Genomic DNA, 16,423 nt, shown 5'->3' with positions numbered 1-16,423 from the left:
TTAAACGATTTAAATGCAGCTTTGGAGGATAACCTGTAAGCCCTCCAAAGCAGAGTTTCTTTTTCAGGAACCTGCCTTGTGCAGTTTGCGTATCAACGTATCCAACGCGCCAAGAAATCGCGAGCGGTCGGCCTTGGTGAAACTACGCCCGCTCCCCATGGCCGCGAGTGGGTTTGCGGCGCGGAGGTCGGCCATCAGGTCGCGCATTGCCATCGCATTGCCGATGTTGTTCTGGGTAAAAGGCTCACCGTTGGCACGCAGCGCGCTACCGCCTTTGCCTATGCAGACCGCCGCAAGCGGTGTGTCCTGCGTGACGCAAATATCTCCCGGTTCAATCCGCTCGGCGATCCAACGATCTGCTGCATCCGGATCTGCTGGAACGATGATCGTCTCGACCAGCGGCGAGGGGTCGGGCCGGATACCGCCATTGGATACCATGAACACCTGCAGTCCATGGCGTTCGGCGATACGCAGCGCTTCGCGTTTTACCGGACAGGCGTCGGCGTCGATGAAGAGTCTGGTCATCAGTCAGTTGGATCCTTTCGGCGTGTTGCAGGCTTCCTGTAGTGCTTTGTTTTCTATGTTCTCGCAGAGCGCCTTGTCCATGCCTTGTTCGAGTACCAGAAACGAATAGCAGGTGTCCTTGACCAAGGGCTGTTCCACCGTCGCACAGAGCGCCGGGCTTCTGTTGGCTATTGCCACACCCGACACACAGGCTGCGCGCAGATGGGGCCGCTGCGCTTCTTCAGCCTCGATCAGGCTGCAGGCTGCCGGTGCCCCATTGTGCTCGGCGTACAGACTGATGCAGTTGAATCGGATTGAAGGCTCAGGACTTTCCAGGCAGACCGCGGGGTTGCCTGCCGCTTCCGCTGCCTGAATATAACAGGAAAGCTGTTGCGTCAGCATGGCGCCGCTTTCGCACTGGGTCTTGCCTCTGCCGGACATCGGGAGAAGCAGACTGGCAAGGGCAAAGATAACGACCCATGTCCTCAAGATACGCATGCCGTCAATACTAGCAGGGCATCTCAATGCCTCAACTTCGGATCATGCCTTTGTGATCTTACGACGCCTTTTGAATTCCCGACTTTATTGCATAGGATGGATGATGATTTGCGACGATGATTTTATCCGCGGCCTACCGAAAGCCGAGTTGCATCTGCACCTGGAAGGCAGCCTTGAACCAGACCTCTTGTTTCAACTCGCTGCGCGCAATGGCGTGGAGATCGGCTATGACACTGTTGAGTCCCTGCGGGCTGCATATAGTTTTGAAAGCCTGCAGGACTTCCTGGACCTCTATTATCAGGGTATGTCGGTTCTGCTGACACAAGAGGACTTTCACGATCTGACCCTTGCCTACATGACGCGTGCCGCTGAGGACGGCGTCCGGCATGTTGAAGTTTTTTTTGACCCGCAGGCACACCTTGACCGAGGTGTAGCGTTGAAAACAGTCCTTGATGGGATCGAGTCCGGTTTGGCTGAGGGGAAGCGTGCTTTTGGAATTTCCAGCGGCTTGATCCTCTGTTTTTTGCGGCACTTGGACGAGGCAAGCGCTCTGGCGGTTCTGGAGCAGGCCGCGCCCTATAGCCATCGTCTGTTAGGGGTCGGGCTTGATTCTTCGGAGAACGGGCATCCGCCGAGCAAGTTCAGCCGTGTTTTCGCGCGCGCAGGGGCTATGGGACTTAAGCGAGTTGCCCATGCCGGAGAGGAGGGGCCTCCGGACTATGTTTGGCAAGCTCTGGATCAGCTGGGGATCGACCGGGTCGACCACGGCAATCGGGCGCTTGAGGATCCTCTGTTGGTGGAGCGTCTGCGCCGAGACCAGATGGCACTGACGGTTTGCCCGCTGTCCAACCTGAAGCTCAAGGTGGTGCGCGATATGGCGGAGCACCCCTTGCGGCGGATGCTCGATCTTGGCCTTCAGGCAACCGTAAATTCCGACGATCCGGCTTATTTTGGCGGGTATGTCGCCGACAACTACCGAGCGGTCCAGCAGGCGCTCGATCTAAGCCGGGAGCATCTGGCCCAGTTGGCCAGGAACTCCTTTACCGCGTCATTCTTGGACAGAGCGGAAAAAGCCTCGGCAATCGCGTCGTTGGAAGCCTATTGCCAGGCACATGGTGTCCGGTAGTGCCCTAGACCAACGCTTGCAGCGCATCATCGTCACCAAAAGAAGCGTCCATCCGGGACAAAGAAGCCGGGGGGGTGTAACTCGCCAGGGCAATGCTGTTACTGCCTTGATAGTCCGAAGCGGCCACGGTCGTATCGTTGAACTGCAGGAGCTCGACCCATACCAACGTGTCGGTACCGTCACTGCCATCCAATACATCGGTGACCGTGAGCGTATTTCCGCTACCGGCGATTGAGTACTCCGCGATGTTGCCTTCGAAGATGGCTGTATCGATGCCGGAGCCACCGTCAATAAAGTCGTTTCCACCGCCGCCCATGATCAGATCATCGCCGGAGTAGGCATAGAGGTTATCATTGCCGTCGCCGCCGGACAGCAGATCGTTGCCGGAGTCCGAATGAATGGTATCGAGCCCAATGCCGCCATAGAGATCGTCGTTGCCCGTCAAGCCGAAGAGCATGTCATTGCCGTTGTTGCCGACAAGCAGATTGTCTGCGCCGTTGCCTACGAGGCTGTCCGCACCGGAGCCGCCTTCGGCGCCCTCTATCAAAACGTTTGCAGCGATTGTGAAGCCGCCGACGATTCCTTGCGCCGCGGAAACGTAACCGCCTGCGTTTTCTCCGCTCAAGGGTGCCGGGCGCAAATCAATCACGACATTGAGGTTTGTGCCGTTGGCGGTAATCGTATCAAAGCCGCCGGTATCCCAGATTGCAGCCCAGAAGGTGCCGGACGCATTGACGGTTGGCAGCGTGTAGATATCGGAGCCGGAGGCGTAGGTGGTGTTGGCACCATAGATCGCCTGAACAGCGGCGATGTCGAGCGCCATGGGCGTGCCCTCGTAGCCGTAGTTCAGGTTTGAATGGAACGGGAAGCGCGTCTCGAAGCCGGTGTTATAGGACATCGTCGTGAAGATGCCCTGGTTCAGGTCGTAGAGCCCATAATCCCCAAAGGGTGACGAAACGCCCGGGAACACCGTGCCGTCAGCCGCGGGGCCGCCGTCATGAGGGTGTGCCAGGCCTAGCCCGTGGCCAATCTCATGGATGTAGGTCACAAAACCATAGCCGCCCTGTGCGAGGCCTAATTCGGTCCAACCGGTGCCCTGATAATTGAAAACACCATAAAGCGGTTCGCCCACATCAAATCCGGGAAGCTCATGCCAGCCCAGGGTTCCGCTCGCTCCTTGGTTGTCTGTGACCCAGTACCAGATATCGGAATTGGCCGAACCTCCATTTTCAACAAAATCGATATTTGCGACGGCTTCCCAAAGCGAGAAGGCAAGTTCGATGCCGGCGATCTCGTAACTTTCCCAGACCTTGCCGGTGCTTGGGAACACGTTAAACGGATCGTTACCGCTTTGCAGGTAGTAGGTGATGCTCACAGTGCCGCCATCGCCGTCGCTCCAGGCGCCACCAGCGATCAAACTATCCAGCCAGGGGTTCCCCGTGGGCGCGCCGTCGATGTTGCCGGTAAAAGCCATTCTGATCCAACTCCATCAATATCTATTCCGAATTGTGCATTTATCGGCATCTATTTTTGGGTATTTTGCCACGTATTCAGCGGCGCGTGGCAGAAAGAAAATTTAAAATCGGAATTTTCCTTATTGTTCAATGCTTAGAGAGCGATTAACTGGCAGTTGCCATGAAACTCGGGCTGTCAGTATCCCAAGGTTTGGGTAGGGACAAAAATCTCATGTTCGCCTGGAAGGCGACGCAGTGGGAAAGATCCGGCTGAACAGGCGTTAGGGCTGTTCCGAGCCTGGGGCCTTGGTTGCCCAAATCGCACCGATGAAGAGTGCCTTTGCGCGCGGTAGGACCAACAGTGCGAGGACAAGCGCAAAAGCGGGCCAAAGTGCCATCGAGACCCAGTCGGGCCACGTTCTGTCGCTTTCAAATGCTAGAATGACCGGCCCAGCGATATGGCCCACGATCAGAATCGTCAGCCATGGTGCTGCATCGTCCGACCTGATATGCCCGAAGGCCTCGTGACATACCGAACAGGATTCCACGGGTTTCAAGTAGGTCGCGAGCAGCCTTCCCTGCCCGCAGTTGGGGCAACGGCCGATTAGGGAACGCCAAAGTGCGGGAAACAATCTTGGCCGATGGCGATCATGGGTCTGTCGTAACAAGGCGACGGTCTTTCAACAGAAGTAAGTGAGAGCGGCATTATAGGCTCCAGGCGCGCTGGCGCTATCGCTATTGCCGTGATTTGCTCGTTGCTTCTAGGTGCATGGTCTTTCCAGGCATTGCTGGTTATTCTCCTGCTGGGAGGAGATCCATGGGGCGTCGGCTTGCAGCCATCTTTGCTGGTGATGTGGTGGGATTTTCGCGCCTGATGGGCCTGGACGAAACCGGGACGCTTGCGCGTCTCAAGCAGGTACGCAAGACAGTCGTGCAGCCAAAAATCGATCAACATCACGGGCGGGTTGTCAAGTTGATGGGCGATGGATTGCTGGTCGAGTTTGGCAGCGTTGTTGATGCGGTTACCTGCGCAATCGAAATCCAGCAGACTCTTACAACCCAGGAGCAATCGCAGCCGGATGAACGGCAGATTCGCCTGCGTATCGGCGTTAACCTGGGGGATATCATCCTGGAAGGGTCCGATATCTATGGCGACGGCGTGAACATCGCCGCACGCCTCGAAACGCTCTCCAACCCCGGTGGCGTTTGCATTTCAGGTGCGGTTTACGAGCAGGTCCAGCGTCAACTGCCCTTTGGCTTTGAGGACGGTGGTGAACAGGCACTGAAGAATATTGACCGGCCTATCCGGATTTGGCGGTGGCTTCCCGATGCAGCTTCGATTGCAGCTGCGCTTCCCCTATCGGCTGGGCTTGCAAAGCGGCCAGATAAACCTTCGATAGCCGTCTTGCCTTTCGACAATATGTCCGGCGACCCAGAGCAGGAGTTTTTTGCCGATGGCATGACGGAAGATATCATCACGGCCCTATCGCGGATGCCTTGGTTCTTTGTCATCGCGCGCAATTCCAGCTTTACCTACAAGGGTCGCTCGATGGACGTGAAGCAGGTATCCGCCGAGCTTGGCGTCAAATATCTGCTGGAGGGTAGCGTCCGCAAGGCGGGTGAACGTCTCCGGATCACCGCCCAGCTTATCGACGCGACGACGGGTAATCATGTCTGGGCCGAGCGATTCGACCGGATGCTTGCCGATATCTTCGATGTGCAAGACGAGGTGACGGCATCTATCGTCGGCGCGATTGCGCCAGAGTTCCTTTTGGTCGAAGCACAGCAAGCCAAGCGCAAGGACGCCTCCCAGCTTGATGCCTGGGAATGCGTGATGCGCGGGCGTGCGCACCTCTGGAAACTGGGGCGTCGAGATGCTAACGAGGCGCGATTGTTGTTTGAGCGGGCGATATCCCATGTTCCAAGTGGCGAGTTTGGCATGAGCGATCTAGCTCTCGTCCATTTTCTCGAATCCTATTACCGCTGGAGCGATGATCCCGCGACATCGTTGCAGGCTATGGCATCGACAGCCAAAGATGCCGTTGCTATCGATGATACGGATCCCTGGGCGCTGACAATCCTATCCTGGTCAAATGTGGTGACGCACCAATGGGACGAGGTGTTGCCGCCGGTCGAGCGGGCCATAGACTTGAGTCCCAACTTTGCCTCGGCAATTGGGATCAGAGGTGCGGCGCTTGCCCTGCTTGGAGAGGCCGAGAAGGGAATTGATTCTATTTCCCAGGCTATCCGCCTCAGTCCCCGCGACGGGATGGTGGTATTCTGGCTCATGGGGCTTTTTTGGGCCTACATGAGCCTTGAGCGTCACGGGGAAGCAGCGAGTACCGTCAGGCAAGCAATTCGGCTAGCACCTCGAAACCCAACCTTTCGCCGGCAGTTGGCTTCGGCACTGGCTTGGCAGGATCGCATGGAGGAAGCACGACAAGCGGTTGAGGATTATCGCACCCTCGAACCCACTCATACGACCGCTGATGCCGCGATGGTGCCTAGCAAGATTCCCGCTGATATCGAGCGTTTCGTGGAAGGGTTGCGACGGGCGGGTTTACCAGATTCCTTATCTTGAGCATCTTAGATTTGAATCAAAGCGCTTCGGTTTAATTCCCTGCACGATCGTCAGACCTAAATTTTGCGCCAGGTTCTAGGCGCGAAGCATTTGATGGGTTTCACCCTAATTGATCAGGCCCTCCTCAGCGGCTGGAAATAGCCGCTAGGTCCGGGCGCTTTCGTTGGATGGACGCCAAAATCAAAGGTATGCAAGCCGCGGTGACCGCCACCCAGACTGCGGAAAGCAACATGACCCGATCCATTGAAATCCCCTGGTCTAAAAGGAGCCCCATCATAGCGGGCCCCAATGCAGTCGAGAAAACCATGAACGATGAGGTGAGCGCCCTGATCGATCCCAGATGGGCGAGGCCGTAGAGTTCAGCCCAAAGGGCCGTTCCAATTGTGTGATTGAAGCCGACAGTAATACCGACGAGGAGCATCAATGCGTGGACGATCCACGGGTTGCCCGATAGCGAAACCAACAAAAAGCCAAGCGCCATCGGCCAAAGAGAAAAGTTCAGTAACCAGCGCGCGTTACGTCCGTCGATCAATCTTCCACCGATCAGACCGAAAGTCGTGGTCGCAATGGCGAAGGTCGTGAAGCCGGAGGCAAAAGCGCTTAGCTCCCAGCCCTTCTCATTCACGAGGACGACTTGGTGGAAAAATAGCCCGGTCCCCAAGCAGGGGGCTGCGAACACCACAGGCAGAAGTAGGTAGAAGCCGGAATCTCGAATGACCTGCTTGCGAGTCCAGCCTTGGCTTTCTGCCAAGCGTTCCGCATCGCTTGGTTGCGGCTCTGCGCCACTGCGGGGCTGCCGCGGTTTTGTTGCAAGCCATAATGAGAGCGGTAAGACGACGAAGAGGCAGACAAGGGCATAGGCAAGCCAGGACTCACGCCATCCGATCCAGGCCATCAAGCCGACGGCGATCAATGGGAAGAAGGCTTCCCCAGGGGCGTGCCCCATAGCCGCGATGGAAAGCGCCTTTCCTCTGTTGCGATTGAAGTCGCGCGCCATTGCCGTCATCGAGGCATGGCTCATTAGACCCTGGCCGAACAACCTTAGAAGGAGCAGCGTCAGGTATAGAAACAACATTGACTGGATATAGGCTTGGGCATACATCGCCAGACAGGCAACGGCCATTCCGACCAGTACGGCACCTGTAAAAAGTACCCGAGGCAAATCGTCGACCAGCTTTCCGGCCTGTATCATGAGGGCGGCACTGGAAAGCGTGGCAAGCATGTAAAGCAGGCCGTACTCACCCGGCGTCATGTTGTACAGAACCAAGATCTGACCGCCGTAGACAGCGATAAAAGCGGTCTGTCCGAAGGTGGAAAACAGCGACAACATGAAGCCGTAGGAAAGGCTGCGATAGTTGCCGATGATGAATTGCAGATAAGCCAAAGTGATTCGGTCCGAAAAAGATCAATTAGGCAATGTCGCCAATAAATTCTGCCCCAAAGTCGCATAGGGGCGCGACAGATTGGCGCTATAGGAGGGCGCTGGCAAGCCGGAAGCGCAGCCCTTCACTAAAGGGCGATTACCGATTGCGGGCCGCAAGGATTCTTTTGATCAGGTATCCAGCCACAACCATGGCCACAACGATAACCAACGTAATTGCAACGCCCGCGCCATCGATCTCCCGTACCGACATTCCCAGATGCGCAAGCAGGAAACTCATTGGCACGATGCCGACCAGTGTCGCTATGAAAAAGCGGTTGAACTCCAAAACCGAGAGCCCAGCCGCATAGCTGATAAGATCAAATGACAGGAACGGCAGTATCCGCGATACGAGAACCGTAGCCATCAAGGTGTTTTGGTTCCCCAAAAGTGGCAGAGTTTCCGCCTTGCTGACAAAGGGGTGGAGAACACCGTTTCGGAAATGGCGCGCGACCAGAAAAGCGATGGTTGCTCCTAGTTGCGCCCCGAGCACGATATAAAATGTACCCCAGTACATTCCATAGAGCGCTCCTGCAGCGAGGGCAACGGGCGCGCTGGGAAGAGGGGTTATGACCACGGCGACGGCGATTCCGAAGACAATCAGCGCCGGTCCCCCCGCGCCCAGTTCCTTCACGGCGCTCTCGACGCCTTCGCTACGCACGAAGAAATCTACAATTCCGCTATGGTCCAGGATATACCAGCCGAGCAGGAGAAGTCCCAACACAAGGGCATGCTTGAGCCAAAGCAGCCCTTTAGGCGATTGGCGACTTTCATTGCTCGGCGTCGGGTCGGACGTGCTCATGAGATGAGCCTGTCTTTTGTGCAATCGGTCACTTGCGACGAAGCGAGATGTCGGTTGGTAAAGAGAGTGACCTGACAGCGGGCCTAAACCTTCCGCTTACCGGAAGATAGGGAAGCAACAATTATACATGAAAACCCCTTGACCTTCCAGTTAGTGGAAGGTCCATGTTCAAGCGTAACAGACGTCTGAGCAACCCTTTTGGTCACGCTATCACGGCGATCACACTAGAGGCGGAACATGCAAGAGCACAACCAACACCACGCCCATCACACCCATCAGGGCGACTGCTGTCACAGCAAGACCGAGGGTGAGGCGCCAAGCGTTATCGATCCCGTCTGCGGTATGAAAGTTGCATTGGGAAAGGGCAAACCGAGCTTTACCCATGAAGCGCAGGACTATCATTTCTGCTCGCAGCGTTGCCATGACAAGTTCTCGGCTGATCCAGAGCACTTCCTTTCAGGTGCTCATAAAAAGGCCGCGGCAGAGGCCCCTAAGGGCACGCAATTTACCTGCCCGATGCACCCGGAGATCGTTCAGGATAAGCCGGGAGATTGCCCGATCTGTGGCATGGCGCTTGAACCCATGGGTATTCCCACCGGCGAGGAGGGTCCCAATCCGGAGTTGGTCGACTTCAAGCGGCGCTTCATTGTCGGCGTGGTTCTGACGCTGCCGATCCTTTTGCTGACCATGGGTCCGATGCTCGGACTGGGGTTCCTACGAGACATGCTCGGCGAACGCCCGGCTCTGTGGGTGGAACTCGTGCTGGCCACACCGGTGGTGCTCTGGTCTGGATGGCCATTCTTCGTGCGGGCCGTCAAATCCCTCATTAGCCGTAATCTCAACATGTTCACGCTTATCGGGATGGGCGTGGCCGCGGCCTATGGCTTCAGTATCGTGGCGGTGTTGGCACCGGGAATCTTTCCGGCTGGCTTTCAGGACGCCCATGGAAACGTCGGGGTCTACTTCGAGGCCGGAGCGGTCATCGTCGTGCTTGTCCTGTTAGGGCAGTTGCTGGAACTGGGCGCGCGCGAACGGACCGGCACGGCCATTCGCGCCTTACTGGATCTGGCCGCCAAGACCGCGCGCATCATCCGGGAGGACGGCCGTGAAGAGGAGGTGCCGCTCGAAGCGGTCAAGGTTGGTGATCGGCTGCGCGTTCGTCCGGGTGACAAGGTGCCAGTCGATGGTGTCGTTATTGAGGGGCACTCTTCCATCGATGAGTCGATGATATCCGGTGAACCCTTGCCCGTCGAAAAGGCGGAAGGGGATCTCGTAACCGGTGCCACAGTTAATGGAACTGGGAGCTTTATTATTGAAGCAAAAAGAGTTGGTTCCGATACTGTATTAAGCCAAATTGTTAATATGGTCGCAGAGGCCCAGAGAAGCCGGGCGCCCATTCAGAAGCTAGCGGATTCCGTTGCTGGTTACTTCGTTCCGGCGGTGGTCGCCGTTGCTGCCATCGCGTTCGTCGCTTGGGCGGTTTGGGGCCCTTCACCAGCCTTTGCTTATGCCTTGGTCTCAGCAATCGCGGTGCTGATCATCGCCTGCCCATGCGCCCTGGGACTTGCGACGCCGATGTCGATCATGACGGCCACTGGGCGTGGTGCTCAGGTCGGCGTATTGATTAAGAATGCCGAGGCGTTGGAGCGATTCGCAAAGGTCGATATCCTGATCGTCGATAAGACCGGTACGCTGACGCGCGGCAAGCCCATGCTGACGGCAGTGGTGCCGGAGGCAGGGTTTGAGGAAGGCGAAGTTCTCCGTATCGCAGCGAGCTTGGAGCGTGGATCCGAACATCCGCTGGCCGAGAGCATTGTTGCTGGTGCCGAGGAACGCGGATTGCCGCTTGCCAAGGCAGAGGACTTCCAGGCTGTGGTCGGCAAAGGCGTTCGCGGCGTTGTCGACGGCAAGGCTGTTGCGCTTGGCAATGCGAAGCTTGTCGCCGAAATGGGATTGGACAGCGCACCGTTTGCAGATGCGGCCAACGCCCGGCGCGATGAAGGTGAGACCGTCATGTTCGTTATCATCGATAACGTCATCGCAGGGCTTGTGTCGGTTGCTGACCCGGTCAAGGAGACCACGCCGGAGGCCTTGAAGGCGCTTCACGCGGAGGGATTGCGGATCGTTATGGCTACCGGTGATAACGAGCGCACGGCGCGTGCCGTCGCCGCCAGGCTTGGAATCGACGATATTCGGGCCGACGTCATGCCAGAGGATAAGGCGCGCATCGTCAAGGAACTCCAGGCCCAGGGGCACAAGGTCGCCATGGCGGGCGACGGCGTCAACGATGCTCCGGCTTTGGCCCAGGCCGACGTTGGCATCGCCATGGGCACGGGGGCCGATGTGGCCATCGAAAGCGCTGGCTTCACACTGGTCAAAGGCGACCTCAACGGCATCGTCAGAGCCCGGCGTCTGGCCTTGGCGACGATGCGCAATATCAAGCAGAACCTCTTCTTTGCCTTTATCTACAACGCTGCGGGCGTACCGATTGCCGCAGGGATTCTCTATCCCTTCCTGGGGCTGTTGATATCGCCGATGTTCGCCGCCGCCGCCATGAGCTTCTCGTCGGTTTCAGTCGTGGGCAATGCACTTCGTTTGCGGGGGGTTAGGTTGTAACAGGGCAGGGTGTCCGCTCACCGCCTTTCGTTGACAAGGCTTTGAGAAGCAAATTACCGTGAATTTTCGTCGCAGCACCCGCTGCGGGGCATGGCCGCAACGCGTTATTCGCTGCGGCTTTTGTCTTGGACCTATCGTAACGGGCATAAGTTGCCTTTACGATGTCTTGTCGGAGGCTATAAACGTGAACTTTCTATCCTCGTACTCATCGCAGCTCCTCAGCGTTCTGCGCATTATGTCCGGGCTTTTGTTCTTGCAGCACGGCACGACAAAGTATCTGAGCATCCCTGTGAGCCCTATGAACGATGTGCCTATGGCGTCTATGGGCGGCGCAGCGGGTCTGTTCGAACTGATTGGCGGCGCTCTGTTGGTCGTTGGTCTGTTCACCCGTCCCGTCGCGTTCGTTCTGTCCGGCCTCATGGCAGTTGCCTATTTTTACGCCCATGCACCACGTGGCTTTTACCCGCTTCTCAACGGTGGCGAGCTAGCGGCGCTTTACAGCTTCACGTTCCTCTACATCGCGGCCGCTGGCGGTGGCGCATGGAGTATCGATTCCATGCGGAGCTCGAAGTAGTCAGTCAACCAAACGGCTACAAACGTTCCAGGAATGCGAGCGGTGGTTGCCAGCCTGCCGCTCGCTTTCTGAATTAAAGTTTGGTCGATAATCCTTCCCGATACCGAGCATCTGCAAAAGTGCCAACTCAAAGACAATAGTTACATTCGAGTGGGTGAATGGCTTATTCTTGGGGCTTGGGGAGTATCCTTAGCCTGAGGGAGGCCGGGATGGCAGCTACCGTTTTTGACAGATACGGCGGCTTCGGCTTTGTTAGCAAGGTCGTTCTGGATTTCTACGATCGGGTCGGGGATTCAGAGATTCTGGCCCCCTATTTTGCTAGTTCAGACATGAAGGTCTTGATCGATCATCAGACCAAGTTCATTGCTTCGCTGATGGGCGGTCCGGCCTCCTACACGGATGAAGTCTTGAGGCGTGTGCATCTCAACCTGTCAATCAGTGACGAGGCTTTCGACGAGATGGCTACAATCCTTGAGGAGACTTTGGAGGATTTCGAGTTCGATCCGGCCGATGTCCACAACGTGATTCATGAAATCAAGAAACGCCGGCACGTGATTGTGACCAACTGACGAGGAGCGGTGCGGCGTCATGGACTTGGATCGTTTCAACAAGTTGCTGCTGCAGTCCGTGGGGGTTGGCCTCGCCGTCTTTGACCGCAAAAGCCTTGATTTAGTCTTCCTCAATGATCGTATGGATCACTGGTTTTCCGAGCAGACGGGCGGCGCACGAACGCTGGAAGGCTTCTTTCCGCAGCTTGATCGCGAGAAGATGGAAAAGCGGTTGGAGGCGGGCAGGGCGTTCACCTTTGCAAGTGAGGTCCAGCGCGGAACTCGAAAGATATCATTAGCCGTCGAGATAACGCTGCGCGAGACCGACTCCCTATCGGTCTTGATGTTGGAATGTCAGAACATCACTAAAATTCGCGAGCTGGAATACATGATCCAGTCCTACTCCTCGATGATCGAGAAGCAGAACCGCGACTTGCGCAAGGAGAAGGAGCGGGTCGAGAAGGTGCTGCTCAACATTATGCCGAAGACGGTTTACGAAGAATGGCGTCAGTTCGGTGTGACCACACCGCAGCGCTTCGAGGATTGCTCGCTGTTGATGCTGGACTTCGTAGGCTTCACGGAAATGGCCATTACGGAAGACCCGCCGGCTTTGATTTCCGAATTGAATGATATCTTCACGGCCTTTGATCGCATCGTCGAGCAGTTCGGATGCGAGCGCCTGAAAACGATAGGGGACGCTTATATAGCGGTCTCGGGGATACCCGAAGCGACACCCGACCATGCAAACAATATTGCCGGTGTCGCTTTGCGCATCGTCCATTTCCTGCGTCGCCGCAACGAAACCCACAGCCAAAAGTGGGCTTGCCGTATCGGGATCAATAGCGGCCCGGTAATTGGGTCGATCGTCGGCATCCAGAAGTACGTCTATGATGTTTTTGGCCCGGGAATAAATTTGGCTGCGCGGTTGGAAACACAGGCCGACAGTATGGAGATCATTCTCGCTGAGGAAATGCGTCAGAAGTTGACCGATGGTTTCATCTTCGAGGAGATAGGTGAACGAGAGTTACGCGGGTTTGGTAAGAAGCGTCTCTATCGCCTCTTGGGGAGTGACGAAATCCGTGTTCATGAATCTGACAGAAAACATTGGTAAACAGATACATACCTTAAAAAATTAATGTTATATATTAATCATTTCCTCCTTGAATAGGTTTTGCCGGGTAGGCGCAATCGGCGATGCTTGTCTTGTCCAGTTCTCTCAGGAAGGCTGCCTGTGCAGCAGCAAAGCGGGCCTTCAAACCGCACAAGGGAGTCAGCCGGCAAGCACCACCATCGCTGCGGAAGCACTCTACCAGCGCTTGCTGTTGTTCCAGGCTGCGGACGACTTCGCCAAGAGTGATCGATTGCGGTGTTCTAGCCAGGCACAGGCCGCCGCCAGCGCCGCGTCTGGTTTCAAGATACCCAGCTTTTGCAAGGCAACGGACAACCTTGGTCAGATGATTCCCTGAGATGGCAAATTCTCTGGCGATCTCGTCGGTGGTGAGGGATTGCTTTGGCGCGCTGGCAAGGCGCATAAGGACGCGCAGCCCATAATCGGTGAAAGCGGTGAGGCGCATTGTCGCTCCCCTTAATTGATATTTGAAATGCCTATTTAGATGATCGGATAATCCGAGATCAAGGGCGCCAATAGATGGATGGATCAATGACCGAACTAACGGAAGCCGAGGCGCGAAGGGCGCGCGCGACCGCAGAGATCGTTGCGCGAACCGGTATCGACGAGACGATGATTGATCGTTTGGTCCGGCGCTTCTATGCGAAGGTTCGGGACGATTCCCTCCTAGGACCGATCTTCGATGCGCGGGTTGAGGATTGGGAAGTGCATTTGCAGCGGATGTGCGCTTTCTGGTCGTCGGTGGCTCTTTTATCGGGGCGCTATCATGGCAATCCAATGGTCAAGCATATGCCATTGCCAGTTGATTCGCTTCATTTCGACCGTTGGCTCGATTTGTTCCGGCGGACTGTGCGCGAGGTTTGTCCACCGGCTGCAGAAGCGCATTTCATTGATCGGGCGGAACGCATTGCGGAAAGTCTGGAATTGGGGATTGCCGGGGGACAGGGCGTGCTGCTGAGCCGGGGTCAAAGGTATTGCCGCGAATCTCTTTAAGGCGGGAATGAAGGAGGCCGGAACCTATGAGCGACACAGTTATGCCAAAGCCGACGCGAGCCATGGCAGAGCAGCGACGGAACCTTGCACCTGAAGCGGAGGCTGCCTTTCAGGCTTTCAGTCAGGCGGTGTTCAAGGAAGGCGCGCTTTCCCGGAAGACCAAGCAACTGATCGCCGTCGCGGTGGCGCATGTGACCCAATGCCCCTATTGCATCCAAGGGCACGTCAAAGGCGCCACCAACGAAAGAGCATCCCCCGAGGAGATCATGGAAGCCATCTGGGTCGCTGCGGAGATGCGGGCCGGGGGAGCCTACGCGCACTCCTGCGTCGCGCTGGGGACGCTCAATGATTTAAAAGCCTCCAAATAGACGCTTGCAGTGTCTGCTGCCCAGTTGATGGGACTCCATGGGCGCTTATGCATTTTTCTAATCTGATATCGCAAATTTCCTGAATGCGAATTGCTAACTGTTGCACCAATAATCCCCCCACTTTCGTTATCAATTGGAGGGAGGCGCGTTCATTGCGCGCGGGTCACATGGACGTAGGTTCAAACTTTCACATCAATCAACAACCTGGTCATCAGTTTACCTTGAGGCCCGGCCAACCAAATGACGCGGCGGCTTGCGGGAAGATTTGCTATCACGCTTTCAAGGCGATCGCGGAACGCCACGATTTTCCGCCTGATTTCCCTTCAATAGATGTTGCGCAGGGACTTCTCGCCTACACGTTAAGCAGTCCGGCGATCCGTTCGGTCGTCGCTGAAATGGCGGGCGAGGTTGTCGGCAGCAATTTCCTTTGGATAAGCGGGACGGTTGCCGGCGTGGGACCGATCACGATCGATCCGGCTTGCCAGAACGTAACGGTTGGCAGGCAGTTAATGGACTGGGCGCTGGACACGGCCCGCGACGCCGGCGTCAACAGCGTTCGTCTTGTCCAGGCGGCCTACCACAATCGCTCGCTAGCGCTTTATACGAAGATGGGCTTCGTCGCGCGCGAACCGCTCTCGACGATGCAGGGGTCCGTGCCAAGAGTGGCGATTCCAGGTTACAAGGCACGCGCCGCGTCAGAAGCCGATGTTGCGGCCTGCACGAGGCTCCATCAGAGCCTAAACGGCTACAGCCGTGAAGGCGATCTGCGTAATGCCATCGCTCAAGGCACCGCTATGGTGGTCGAGCACGATGGTCGTATCTCGGGGTATGCCACCCAGATTGCTTTTTTTGGCCATGCGGTTGGCGAGAGCAATGAGGATATTAAAGCCTTGATCTGCGCTGCGCCCGAGTTTGCGGGGCCGGGCTTTTTGCTGCCAACGCGGAACACGGCGCTTCTTCTATGGTGTCTGGAGCAGGGCTTGAAAATCGTTCAGCCTATGACCCTGATGAGCCAGGGCTTTTACAATGAGCCATCAGGGGCCTTCATGCCTTCGATTCTTTACTGATCCCTGTCGGGTGGGGCCATCTTCTTCTGCCGAAGCTCGGCAATTGCGTTATCGGTTTTTTGGAGGTGGCCCAGGCCCATGCCCCGGAGGACGTGGTCGGCCTTGGAGAACTGAATGTTGGCGTAGGTAGTGATTTCCACCCGGTTGCCCCAGGGGTCGAGAAAATCAAGAAAGCGCCCGCCCAGTAGCGGAACGCCCATCTTTTCGAGAGTCCGTCGCACCTGATCCTTGTCATCCACGGCGATGCCGAAATGCCGGTTCGCGTCAGGTCCTTGGGTTCGGCCCAACGCAAAATTGATAAACTGATCGCCGAAATAGATGAAAGCCGCTTTCTCGCTCTTGCTTTCGATCTCGAAGTCTAGAAAGGCACCATAGAACGCGAGCGCCTGATCAATGTCGCCGACTTCAAGGGCGACATGGTTGATGCCTACGGCTTTGGCCTTGCGATCTTTGGTCTCAGTCACCTTTAGGTTCTCCTCGTCGATGAAGCATAGTGCGTGAACCGCGCTAAGTCCTGCCAATCATAGAATTTGTAGGTGGTGATGAGGAGCGGAGTCTGCCACCAGGACATCGGCGACGATCCAGGCCTGAAATTCAGACATTGGATTGGGCCTTCTTTCTGGTGCCAAATTACGCATCTTCCGAGGCTTTCCCGCGATCCTCAGGGAGCGAAGGTAGGTCGCTTAAATGCGGCTGCTACCTTGGAACTTGGACTTGATAGGACCGAGGCGTTCTTGCAGGCT

The 16,423-nt window shown here is 56.5% G+C and carries 17 protein-coding genes; 9 read left to right on the top strand and 8 right to left on the bottom strand.

The features are described from left to right. Nucleotides 1–63: 63 nt before the first annotated feature. Together ABIE63_RS01080 and ABIE63_RS01075 are read right to left on the bottom strand one after the other, a co-directional pair. Complete coding sequence (locus ABIE63_RS01080) at nucleotides 64–525, bottom strand: YaiI/YqxD family protein (RefSeq protein ID WP_354502019.1); 462 nt, start codon at nucleotides 523–525, stop codon at nucleotides 64–66. Nucleotides 526–528: 3 nt separating this feature from the next. Then, nucleotides 529–1,002: a hypothetical protein gene (locus ABIE63_RS01075; RefSeq protein WP_354502016.1), complete on the bottom strand. Its 474-nt coding sequence runs from the start codon at nucleotides 1,000–1,002 to the stop codon at nucleotides 529–531. A 103-nt stretch (nucleotides 1,003–1,105) separates the two neighbouring features. Between ABIE63_RS01075 and ABIE63_RS01070 the strand changes: the two genes are divergently transcribed. Then, nucleotides 1,106–2,128 carry an adenosine deaminase gene (locus ABIE63_RS01070; protein WP_354502880.1) on the top strand — a complete coding sequence of 341 codons (1,023 nt, stop codon included), beginning with the start codon at nucleotides 1,106–1,108 and terminating at the stop codon, nucleotides 2,126–2,128. 4 nt (nucleotides 2,129–2,132) lie between these two features. Here ABIE63_RS01070 and ABIE63_RS01065 read toward each other — a convergent pair whose 3' ends face one another. Next, on the bottom strand, nucleotides 2,133–3,602 hold the full coding sequence (locus ABIE63_RS01065) for a M10 family metallopeptidase C-terminal domain-containing protein (RefSeq protein WP_354502013.1): 1,470 nt from the start codon (nucleotides 3,600–3,602) through the stop codon (nucleotides 2,133–2,135). A 261-nt stretch (nucleotides 3,603–3,863) separates the two neighbouring features. Beyond that, a complete protein-coding gene (locus tag ABIE63_RS01060; RefSeq protein ID WP_221205721.1) occupies nucleotides 3,864–4,139 on the bottom strand; it encodes a DUF983 domain-containing protein in 276 nt (91 codons plus the stop codon). Nucleotides 4,140–4,399: 260 nt separating this feature from the next. Here ABIE63_RS01060 and ABIE63_RS01055 point away from each other — a divergent pair, with 260 nt between their 5' ends. Continuing rightward, on the top strand, nucleotides 4,400–6,163 hold the full coding sequence (locus ABIE63_RS01055) for an adenylate/guanylate cyclase domain-containing protein (protein WP_354502011.1): 1,764 nt from the start codon (nucleotides 4,400–4,402) through the stop codon (nucleotides 6,161–6,163). A 124-nt stretch (nucleotides 6,164–6,287) separates the two neighbouring features. On the opposite strand, the gene ABIE63_RS01050 is transcribed toward ABIE63_RS01055, so the two are convergent. Both ABIE63_RS01050 and ABIE63_RS01045 read right to left on the bottom strand, forming a co-directional pair. Continuing rightward, nucleotides 6,288–7,547 (bottom strand): MFS transporter, encoded by a 1,260-nt coding sequence (locus tag ABIE63_RS01050; RefSeq protein WP_354502008.1) that lies wholly within the window; start codon nucleotides 7,545–7,547, stop codon nucleotides 6,288–6,290. A 136-nt stretch (nucleotides 7,548–7,683) separates the two neighbouring features. Beyond that, complete coding sequence (locus ABIE63_RS01045) at nucleotides 7,684–8,385, bottom strand: VTT domain-containing protein (protein WP_354502006.1); 702 nt, start codon at nucleotides 8,383–8,385, stop codon at nucleotides 7,684–7,686. Between the two features lie 237 nt (nucleotides 8,386–8,622). Here ABIE63_RS01045 and ABIE63_RS01040 point away from each other — a divergent pair, with 237 nt between their 5' ends. The 4 genes from ABIE63_RS01040 to ABIE63_RS01025 all read left to right on the top strand — a co-directional run bounded on the left by ABIE63_RS01040 (nucleotide 8,623) and on the right by ABIE63_RS01025 (nucleotide 13,234). Beyond that, nucleotides 8,623–11,001 (top strand): heavy metal translocating P-type ATPase, encoded by a 2,379-nt coding sequence (locus ABIE63_RS01040; RefSeq protein ID WP_354502003.1) that lies wholly within the window; start codon nucleotides 8,623–8,625, stop codon nucleotides 10,999–11,001. Nucleotides 11,002–11,185: 184 nt separating this feature from the next. Beyond that, nucleotides 11,186–11,575 carry a DoxX family protein gene (locus tag ABIE63_RS01035; RefSeq protein ID WP_354502000.1) on the top strand — a complete coding sequence of 130 codons (390 nt, stop codon included), beginning with the start codon at nucleotides 11,186–11,188 and terminating at the stop codon, nucleotides 11,573–11,575. Nucleotides 11,576–11,784: 209 nt separating this feature from the next. Beyond that, nucleotides 11,785–12,144, top strand: coding sequence for a group 1 truncated hemoglobin (locus ABIE63_RS01030; RefSeq protein WP_354501997.1), 360 nt, complete (start codon nucleotides 11,785–11,787; stop codon nucleotides 12,142–12,144). Nucleotides 12,145–12,163: 19 nt separating this feature from the next. After that, nucleotides 12,164–13,234 carry an adenylate/guanylate cyclase domain-containing protein gene (locus tag ABIE63_RS01025; protein WP_183415365.1) on the top strand — a complete coding sequence of 357 codons (1,071 nt, stop codon included), beginning with the start codon at nucleotides 12,164–12,166 and terminating at the stop codon, nucleotides 13,232–13,234. A 34-nt stretch (nucleotides 13,235–13,268) separates the two neighbouring features. Here the strand turns inward: ABIE63_RS01025 and ABIE63_RS01020 are convergent, their stop codons facing one another. After that, nucleotides 13,269–13,697, bottom strand: coding sequence for an Rrf2 family transcriptional regulator (locus ABIE63_RS01020; protein WP_354501994.1), 429 nt, complete (start codon nucleotides 13,695–13,697; stop codon nucleotides 13,269–13,271). Nucleotides 13,698–13,783: 86 nt separating this feature from the next. Between ABIE63_RS01020 and ABIE63_RS01015 the strand changes: the two genes are divergently transcribed. The 3 genes from ABIE63_RS01015 (at nucleotide 13,784) to ABIE63_RS01005 (ending at nucleotide 15,680) form a co-directional block, all read left to right on the top strand. Then, the gene (locus tag ABIE63_RS01015) at nucleotides 13,784–14,245 is read left to right on the top strand and encodes a group III truncated hemoglobin (protein WP_354501991.1); all 462 of its coding nucleotides are present in this window, start codon (nucleotides 13,784–13,786) and stop codon (nucleotides 14,243–14,245) included. Nucleotides 14,246–14,271: 26 nt separating this feature from the next. Beyond that, a complete protein-coding gene (locus tag ABIE63_RS01010) occupies nucleotides 14,272–14,613 on the top strand; it encodes a carboxymuconolactone decarboxylase family protein (protein ID WP_354501989.1) in 342 nt (113 codons plus the stop codon). Between the two features lie 167 nt (nucleotides 14,614–14,780). Next, nucleotides 14,781–15,680: a GNAT family N-acetyltransferase gene (locus tag ABIE63_RS01005; RefSeq protein ID WP_354501986.1), complete on the top strand. Its 900-nt coding sequence runs from the start codon at nucleotides 14,781–14,783 to the stop codon at nucleotides 15,678–15,680. On the opposite strand, the gene ABIE63_RS01000 is transcribed toward ABIE63_RS01005, so the two are convergent. After that, nucleotides 15,674–16,144 (bottom strand): VOC family protein, encoded by a 471-nt coding sequence (locus ABIE63_RS01000; RefSeq protein ID WP_354501984.1) that lies wholly within the window; start codon nucleotides 16,142–16,144, stop codon nucleotides 15,674–15,676. The two genes, ABIE63_RS01005 and ABIE63_RS01000, sit on opposite strands and share 7 nt — an antisense overlap. Between the last annotated feature and the right edge of the window lie 279 nt (nucleotides 16,145–16,423).

Source organism: Limibacillus sp. MBR-115 (assembly GCF_040549425.1).
Taxonomy (GTDB): Bacteria; Pseudomonadota; Alphaproteobacteria; order Kiloniellales; family CECT-8803; genus Limibacillus; species Limibacillus halophilus.
This window is presented reverse-complemented; position numbering and strand designations above follow the sequence as displayed.